Origin of the sequence: Novosphingobium sp. ZW T3_23 (assembly GCF_044987305.1) — a bacterium.
In the GTDB taxonomy this organism is placed as follows: domain Bacteria; phylum Pseudomonadota; class Alphaproteobacteria; order Sphingomonadales; family Sphingomonadaceae; genus Novosphingobium.
In genome coordinates, this window is sequence record NZ_JBJDRF010000019.1 from 77935 (window position 1) to 84994 (window position 7060).

Here is a 7060-nt window from a genome sequence, read left to right on the forward strand (position 1 = left end):
TCACGGGCAGGAGAGAATTTTGCCGGAGTGAAGATTATGCGTGTCGGGACCGTCAGGGAAATCAAGAACCACGAATACCGCGTCGGCCTGACGCCGGAGAGCGCCCGCGAACTCGTGGCGCACGGGCATGAGGTCTGGGTGGAAAGCGGCGCCGGCCAGGGCATCGGCGCCAGCGATGCCGACTACACCCGCCAGGGCGCGAAGATCGTCGCAACCGCGAAGGAGGTCTTCGAAGGCTGCGAGATGGTGGTGAAGGTCAAGGAACCGCAGGCGGGCGAGCGCGCCATGCTGCGCGAAGGCCAGATCCTCTACACCTACCTGCACCTCGCCCCCGATCCCGAACAGACCGCCGACCTGGTGAAGTCCGGCGTCACCGCCATCGCCTATGAGACGGTGACCGGCCCCGGCGGGCAATTGCCGCTGCTCAAGCCGATGAGCCAGGTGGCGGGCCGCATGTCGATCCAGGCCGGCGCCACGGCGCTGGAGAAGGCGCACGGCGGGCGCGGCGTGCTGCTGGGCGGCGTTCCCGGCGTGATGCCGGGCAAGGTCGCGGTGATCGGTGGCGGCGTGGTCGGCTTCAACGCCGCGCAGATGGCCGTGGGCCTCGGCGCCGACGTGACCATCCTCGACCGTAGCCCGGACGTGCTCGAACGCCTGGGCATCCACTTCGAAGCGCGCGCCAAGACCCGCTTCTCCAGCACCGCAAACCTCGCCGAAAGCGTGGCCGAGGCCGACCTGGTGATCGGCGCCGTGCTGATCCCCGGCGCCGCCGCGCCGAAGCTGGTGACGCGCGAGATGCTGGGCACGATGAAGCCCGGCGCAGTGCTGGTGGACGTCGCCATCGACCAGGGCGGCTGCTTCGAGACCAGCCATGCCACCACCCATGCCGAACCGACGTTCGTGGTCGACGGCATCGTCCACTATTGCGTTGCCAACATGCCCGGCGCCGTCGCGCGCACCAGCACTTACGCGCTGAACAACGTGACCCTGCCCCATGCATTGGCGATCGCCAACCTGGGCTGGAAGGCGGCCCTGAAGGCCGATCCTCATCTGGCCGAGGGCCTTAACGTCCATGCGGGCAAGGTGACGTTCGAGGCGGTCGCGACCGAGCTTGGCTACGACTATGTGCCGGTGAGCGAGGTTCTGGGCTGACGCATAAGCCCGCATAAACCCGTCGTCCCGGGCTTGATCCGGGACCGCTGGCAATTCTTCAGGCGCCATCTTGCAGGACGGCGCCTTGCCTAGAGTTGGGTGACGCGAGGCCAGCGGTCCCGGATCAAGTCCGGGACGACGGGCTCATACGCGGGCGATCATTCCCCCTCGCCCCAGAAAGGCGCGGCCACCTCGGGCGGTACGCGCATCAGCCGCTGCGAGGCGATCTCGACCATGGCCCAGGTCGTGCGGGCCGAGACCAGCACCTTGCCCGCCTCGTTCCGGAAGTCCACTCGGCGCACGAAGCGCGCGCCGGTGGGGCCTTCGGGAATGAACGTCTCCCCGGTCACGCTCTCGCCCTCGCGGATATTGCCGCGATAGTCGATCTCGTGCCGGGTCACGACCCAGGCGTATTGCTCCTGATGCTCGGGAAGCGCCGCCGCCTCCCAGTGCGCGGTGGCGAGCGCCTCCATCCACTGCACCCAGACCGCATTGTTGACGTGGCCCATGATGTCGATGTCATTGGGCTGCGCCGTGAAGGTCCGGGTGAATGGCGGCTTCATCCTTCCACGCCCAGTTGCCAGAGGATGAAGGCGAACTCCTCTGCCGTCTCCTTCAGGCTCTCGAACCGGCCCGACTTGCCGCCGTGGCCCGCGCCCATGTTGGTCTTGAGGATCAGTTCGTTGTCGTCGGTCTTCAGCTCGCGCAGCTTCGCCACCCACTTCGCGGGCTCCCAGTAGGTCACGCGCGGGTCGTTGAGGCCAGCCGTCACCATCAGCGGCGGATAGGCCTGCGGCTTGACCTGGTCGTAAGGGCTGTAGCTGCGGATCAGTTCGAAAGCCGCCCTGTCCTCGATGGGATTGCCCCATTCCGGCCATTCGCCCGGCGTCAACGGCAGGCTGTCGTCGAGCATGGTGCTCAGCACGTCCACGAAGGGCACATGAGCCACCACCGCGCCGAACAGCTCGGGATCGGAGTTGACCACCGCGCCCATCAGTTCGCCCCCCGCCGAGCCGCCCGAGATCGAGATCCTGCCCGCCTCGGTGAAGCCGCGCGCGATCAGGCCGCGTGCCACATCGACGAAGTCGTTGAAGGTATTGGCCCGCTTCTCCAGCTTGCCGGCCTTGTACCAGGCGCGGCCGAGGTCGTCGCCGCCGCGGATATGCGCGATGGCATAAGCGAAGCCGCGATCAACCAGGCTGAGGCGCGAGGTCGAGAAGCCGGGATCGATCGAGATGCCATAGGCCCCGTATCCGTAGAGATGGAGCGGGCCCGCACCCGTCCGGTCACGGCGATAGACGATGGAGACGGGGATCATGGTGCCGTCGCGCGCCGGAATCTCCAGCCGCTCGGTAGCGTAGAGCGAAGCGTCATAGCCCGAGGGGATTTCCTGGACCTTGAGCACGTCCAGCCTGCGCGCCTTCACGTCGTAATCGTAGACGGACGAGGGGCTGACCATCGATTCGTAGGTCAGGCGCAGCACGTCCATGTGCCATTCGGGATTGTTGCTCAGGCCCGCCGAATAGCTGGCTTCCGGGAACTCGATCGGCTCCACGCGGGCGGGATCGTCGTAGTAGCGCAGCTCGATCCGGTCGAGCCCCGCGCCCTGCCCGGCCGACTTGCGGCCTTCGATCACATAGAAATCGCGGAACAGGTCGGCGCCGGTGAGATAGAAGGCGTCGGAACCCTCGATCAGGGTCGTCCACTCGCCCGGATTTTCGAGCGGGGCCGTGGCGAGGCGGAAGTTCTCATGAGTGTCGTTGGTGTGGATGTAGAGCACGCCCTCGCGCTCATCCACGTCGTATTCCACGCCCTTGGCGCGCGGCTTCACCAGGATCTGCAGGCCCAGCGGATCGTCGGCAAGGACCATGCGGCATTCGCTGGTCTCGTGATCGCTGGCGCCGATCAGCAGCCACTTCTCATTGGAGGACAGCGACGAACCGACGCGGAAGCCTTCGTCGTCCTCGTGATAGAGTTCGACATCGCTTTCCAGCGGTTGGCCCAGCCAGTGCAGGCGGGCATTGTCGGTGCGCCACTGCTCGTTGGCCAGCGAGTAGACCAGGCCCTTGTCCTGCGCGACCCAGACGAGCGCGGAGAGCGTGCCGGGGATCTCGTCGGCCAGGAGCTCGCCGGTTTCCAGATCCTTGATCCGCGCGGTGAAGCGCTCGGAACCGTTGTCGTCATAGGCGTAGGCCAGCAGCTTGCCGTTGGCGCTGGTGGAAATCGCGCCGAGGTTGAAATATTCCTTGCCCTCTGCCAGCGCCACTTCGTCGAGGATCAGCTGGTCGGCGCTGCCATCGTCAGGCGCGCCGACGGGGCGGCGCCACCACTTCTTGTATTCCGCGCCTTCCTCGAATTCGATCCAGTAGAGGAAATCGCCGTCCTTCTGCGGCACCGACTTGTCGGCTTCCTTGATGCGCGCGCGCATTTCCTTGAACAGCGCGTCGATCTGCCCCTGGCGGCCTTCCATGCGCGACTCGAACCAGCGGTTTTCCGCTTCGAGATGGTCCAGCACCGCCTTGTCGGTGACCTCGGGATAACCCGCGTCACGCAGCCAGGCGTAGTCGTCTTCCACGCTCAGGCCGTGGTGAGTGAAGGAATGCGGCTTCTTCGCCGCCTGTGGAGGACCTGCAAGGGCCTGGGTGGAATCTGCCATTGCCTCCATCTATGTTGCACACATGACCCCCGCAAGCCGGATACCCACCTCATGTTGATGAATACCCACGAAGCGCGGCTCGATGCCTTGCGCCAGGAACTCAAGTCGCGCGGCCTCGACGGCTTCGTGATCCCCATCTCGGACGAACATATGAGCGAGTACGTCGGCGCTTATGCGCAGCGCCTCGCCTGGCTCACCGGCTTCGGAGGATCGGCCGGCAGCGCCGTGGTGCTGACCGATCCCACGCTTTCGCCCGCCGCCGCCATGTTCGTGGACGGGCGCTATACGCTTCAGGTGCGCGAACAGGTGGACGGCAAGTTCTACGCCTATGAAAGCGTGCCGCAGACCAGCCCCGCCCGCTGGCTGGGCGAGAATGCGCCGAAAGGCGCCAAGATCGGCTACGACGCCTGGCTTCACGGCTCGACCTGGGTGGAAGCCGCAAGGGCCGCGCTGGCCCGTAGCGGCGGCACGCTCGTCGCGGTGGAGGGCAACCCCATCGACGCGGTGTGGCAGGACCAGCCCGCGCCTTCCCCCGCCCCCGCGCTCGTCCATGATGACGGCCTTGCCGGCCAGTCGGGCAAGGCCAAGCGCGCCGCCGTTTCCGAATGGCTGACTGCGCGCGGCCTCGACGCCACGGTCATCACCGCGCTCGATTCGGTCGCGTGGTTGCTCAACCTTCGCGGCACCGACGTGGAACGCACGCCCGTCGCCCTGTCCTACGTGGTCGCCCATGCCGATGGCACGGCCGACCTCTACATCGCCGAGGAAAAGGTCACGCCCGAACTGCTCCGGCATCTGGGCAATGCCGTGACCGTGCAGCCGCGCGGCGCCTTCGTGGCGGGTCTGGGCAAGCTCGCGGGCAAGCGCGTCTCGGTGGATCCGGACAATGCCGTGGCCGCCGTGTTCGAGACCCTGCGTTCGGCAGGCGCCACCATCGTCGAGGAACGCGATCCCACCATCCTGCCCAAGGCCGTGAAGAACCCGGTCGAGCAGGCAGGCCAGCGCCAGGCCCAGGCGATCGACGGCGTGGCCGTAACCCGCTTCCTGCACTGGCTCTCGGTGGAAGGCCCAAAGGGCGAAGTGACCGAGATGAGCGCCTCGGACCGCCTCCACGCTTTCCGCAAGGAATGCGGCGACCTGCGGGATCTCTCCTTCGACACGATCTCGGGCGCCGGCCCCAACGCGGCCAGCCCGCACTACCGCGTTTCCGAGGAATCGAGCCTGACGCTGGTTCCCGAGAGCGTCTACCTTGTCGATTCGGGCGGTCAGTACCCTTACGGCACCACCGACATCACCCGCACCGTGTGGATCGGGAACGGAAAGCCGCTGACCGAAGTGAAGGACCGCTTCACCCGCGTGTTGAAAGGCACCATGGCCATCGACCGCGCGGTCTTCCCCAAGGGCACCAACGGCGGCCAGCTCGACGCACTCGCCCGCCAGTTCCTCTGGCAGGTGGGCCTGGACTACGCCCACGGCACGGGCCACGGCGTCGGCAGCTTCCTCTCCGTCCACGAAGGGCCGCAGCGCATCGGCAAGCCCGCGGGCGGACAGGCGGGAACCTCGCAGGAACTGCTCGCGGGCATGATCCTCAGCGACGAGCCGGGCTACTACAAGGCGGGCGAATACGGCATCCGCATCGAGAACCTGGTGCTGGTCGAGCCGCGCAGCTTCCCCGGCGCGGACGGCGAATACTTCGGGTTCGAGACGCTGACGCTCGCTCCGATCGATCGCCGCCTGGTGGACCTCGCTCTCCTCACCGCCGACGAAGTGAAATGGTGGAACGACTACCACGCCCGCGTCCTCAATGTGATCGGCCCGCAGCTGGAAGGCGACGTGAAGGCGTGGCTGGAGCAGCAGTGCCTTCCGTTTTGATGAGGGGGCCGTTTTGATGAGGGGGCCTTTTTGACGACAGCGCCGTGATGGCGCATCCTCCCGGCAGCTTGGTGTCGGGAGGAGTCGTTGCCATGGCGGACGAAGTGCACGATCTCAGGACTCATCCGGTCCACCTCGGCCTGGGCGCCGTGGCGCGGTCGCAGCCGGCCTTCACAGGCATGGAATGGTACGCCGGCTATATCGAGCGCACGGCGGCCGACGGCGCCGAAGGCCGTCTCGTCTCGATGTACGATTTCGCCGAAAGCTGGGACAGTTGGGAAATGCATCCGGCCGGGGATGAACTGGTCGTGTGCCTGGGCGGCACCATTACCTTGCATCAGGAGCTTGTGGACGGCACCGAGCGCACGGTGATGCTGCGGCCCGGAGAATATGCGATCAACCCGCCCGGCGCCTGGCATACCGCCGATGTCGAGGGGTCGGCCACGGCGCTGTTCGTTACCGCCGGGGCGGGAACGCAGCATCGCCCGCGATGACGTCCGGCGACCACCGGGTGCAGGGCTTGCCTCCTGCCGGGCGGACTGCCAAGCCTGTGACAATTGGCGACAATAAAGCCGCCGTTCGGCACAACTGAGCGACAGGCCGGGATTAGACAGGATCACAGAAAGCCGCGGGGCCGTTCTTCCCCCTCCCTTCCCCGCCCCACGGCTTTCGCAAGTTCCCGCAGAAGGAGAGCCCTGAGGATGAACCGCTTTTCAAAGATCACCCTCGGCATGTCCGCCGCCGCGCTGGCGATCGGAGGCGTGGCCTGTGCCCAGGCGCCCGCAACGCCCTCTCCCGCCCGCGAAAGAGGCCCCGAACGCACCGAAACCCGCGCGGAAGCGCAGGCTCGCGCCGAAGAAATGTTCGCCCGTCTGGACGTGAACAAGGACGGCAAGCTAGACCGCGCCGACCGCGACGCCCGCCGCCAGCAGATGCGCGAAGCGATGTTCGACCAGCTTGACACCAACAACGACGGCTCGATCTCAAAGGCCGAATTCCTGGCCGATCGCGGCCCCGAAGGCGATCGTGGTCCCCGGCCCGACGGAGAGCGGATGCGCGACATGCCCCCGCCGCCCGAAGGCGCCAATATGGCCGGTCCCGAAAGCGACGGCCCGGCCCGCGATCATCCCGAGCGACGTCGTGGCCACGGTGACCGGCATGGTGATCGTCACGGCATGAAGGGCCCGATGATGGGCTTCGGCAAGGCCGATGCCGATGGCGACCGCAGCATCACCCGTGCGGAATTCGTCGCCGCCGCGCTCCAGCGTTTCGACGGAATGGACGGCAACAAGGACGGCAAGGTCACGCCCGAGGAACGCCGCGCCGCGCACGACCGGATGCGGGCCGAAAGGAAGGACCGCAAGGGAGACAGGCGTCAGG

General features: G+C 66.8%; 6 protein-coding genes. 4 read left to right on the plus strand and 2 right to left on the minus strand.

The annotated features are described in order from the left end of the window. Positions 1-36: 36 nt before the first annotated feature. A complete protein-coding gene (ald, locus tag ACI3K3_RS12235; RefSeq protein ID WP_313435006.1) occupies positions 37-1152 on the plus strand; it encodes an alanine dehydrogenase in 1116 nt (371 codons plus the stop codon). Positions 1153-1310: 158 nt separating this feature from the next. Here ald and ACI3K3_RS12240 read toward each other — a convergent pair whose 3' ends face one another. Both ACI3K3_RS12240 and ACI3K3_RS12245 read right to left on the minus strand, forming a co-directional pair. Next, entirely contained in the window at positions 1311-1715 is a 405-nt protein-coding gene (locus tag ACI3K3_RS12240; protein WP_404913986.1) for an acyl-CoA thioesterase, read from the minus strand. Continuing rightward, positions 1712-3817 (minus strand): S9 family peptidase, encoded by a 2106-nt coding sequence (locus tag ACI3K3_RS12245; RefSeq protein ID WP_404913988.1) that lies wholly within the window; start codon positions 3815-3817, stop codon positions 1712-1714. Before ACI3K3_RS12245 ends, ACI3K3_RS12240 begins: the two co-directional genes overlap by 4 nt. A gap of 42 nt (positions 3818-3859) precedes the next feature. Here ACI3K3_RS12245 and ACI3K3_RS12250 point away from each other — a divergent pair, with 42 nt between their 5' ends. The 3 genes from ACI3K3_RS12250 to ACI3K3_RS12260 form a co-directional block, all read left to right on the plus strand. After that, positions 3860-5680: an aminopeptidase P family protein gene (locus ACI3K3_RS12250; RefSeq protein ID WP_404913990.1), complete on the plus strand. Its 1821-nt coding sequence runs from the start codon at positions 3860-3862 to the stop codon at positions 5678-5680. Between the two features lie 92 nt (positions 5681-5772). Next, positions 5773-6174, plus strand: coding sequence for a cupin domain-containing protein (locus ACI3K3_RS12255; RefSeq protein WP_404913992.1), 402 nt, complete (start codon positions 5773-5775; stop codon positions 6172-6174). A 207-nt stretch (positions 6175-6381) separates the two neighbouring features. After that, a partial coding sequence (locus ACI3K3_RS12260; RefSeq protein WP_404913994.1) for an EF-hand domain-containing protein occupies positions 6382-7060 on the plus strand: 679 nt, incomplete at its 3' end.

Coding starts and splice junctions, on each gene's coding strand:
- ACI3K3_RS12250 (WP_404913990.1), top strand. CDS start 3,860: ATGTTGATGAATACCCACGAAGCGCGGCTCGATGCCTTGCGCCAGGAA.
- ACI3K3_RS12240 (WP_404913986.1), bottom strand. CDS start 1,715: ATGAAGCCGCCATTCACCCGGACCTTCACGGCGCAGCCCAATGACATC.
- ACI3K3_RS12255 (WP_404913992.1), top strand. CDS start 5,773: ATGGCGGACGAAGTGCACGATCTCAGGACTCATCCGGTCCACCTCGGC.
- ald (WP_313435006.1), top strand. CDS start 37: ATGCGTGTCGGGACCGTCAGGGAAATCAAGAACCACGAATACCGCGTC.
- ACI3K3_RS12245 (WP_404913988.1), bottom strand. CDS start 3,817: ATGGAGGCAATGGCAGATTCCACCCAGGCCCTTGCAGGTCCTCCACAG.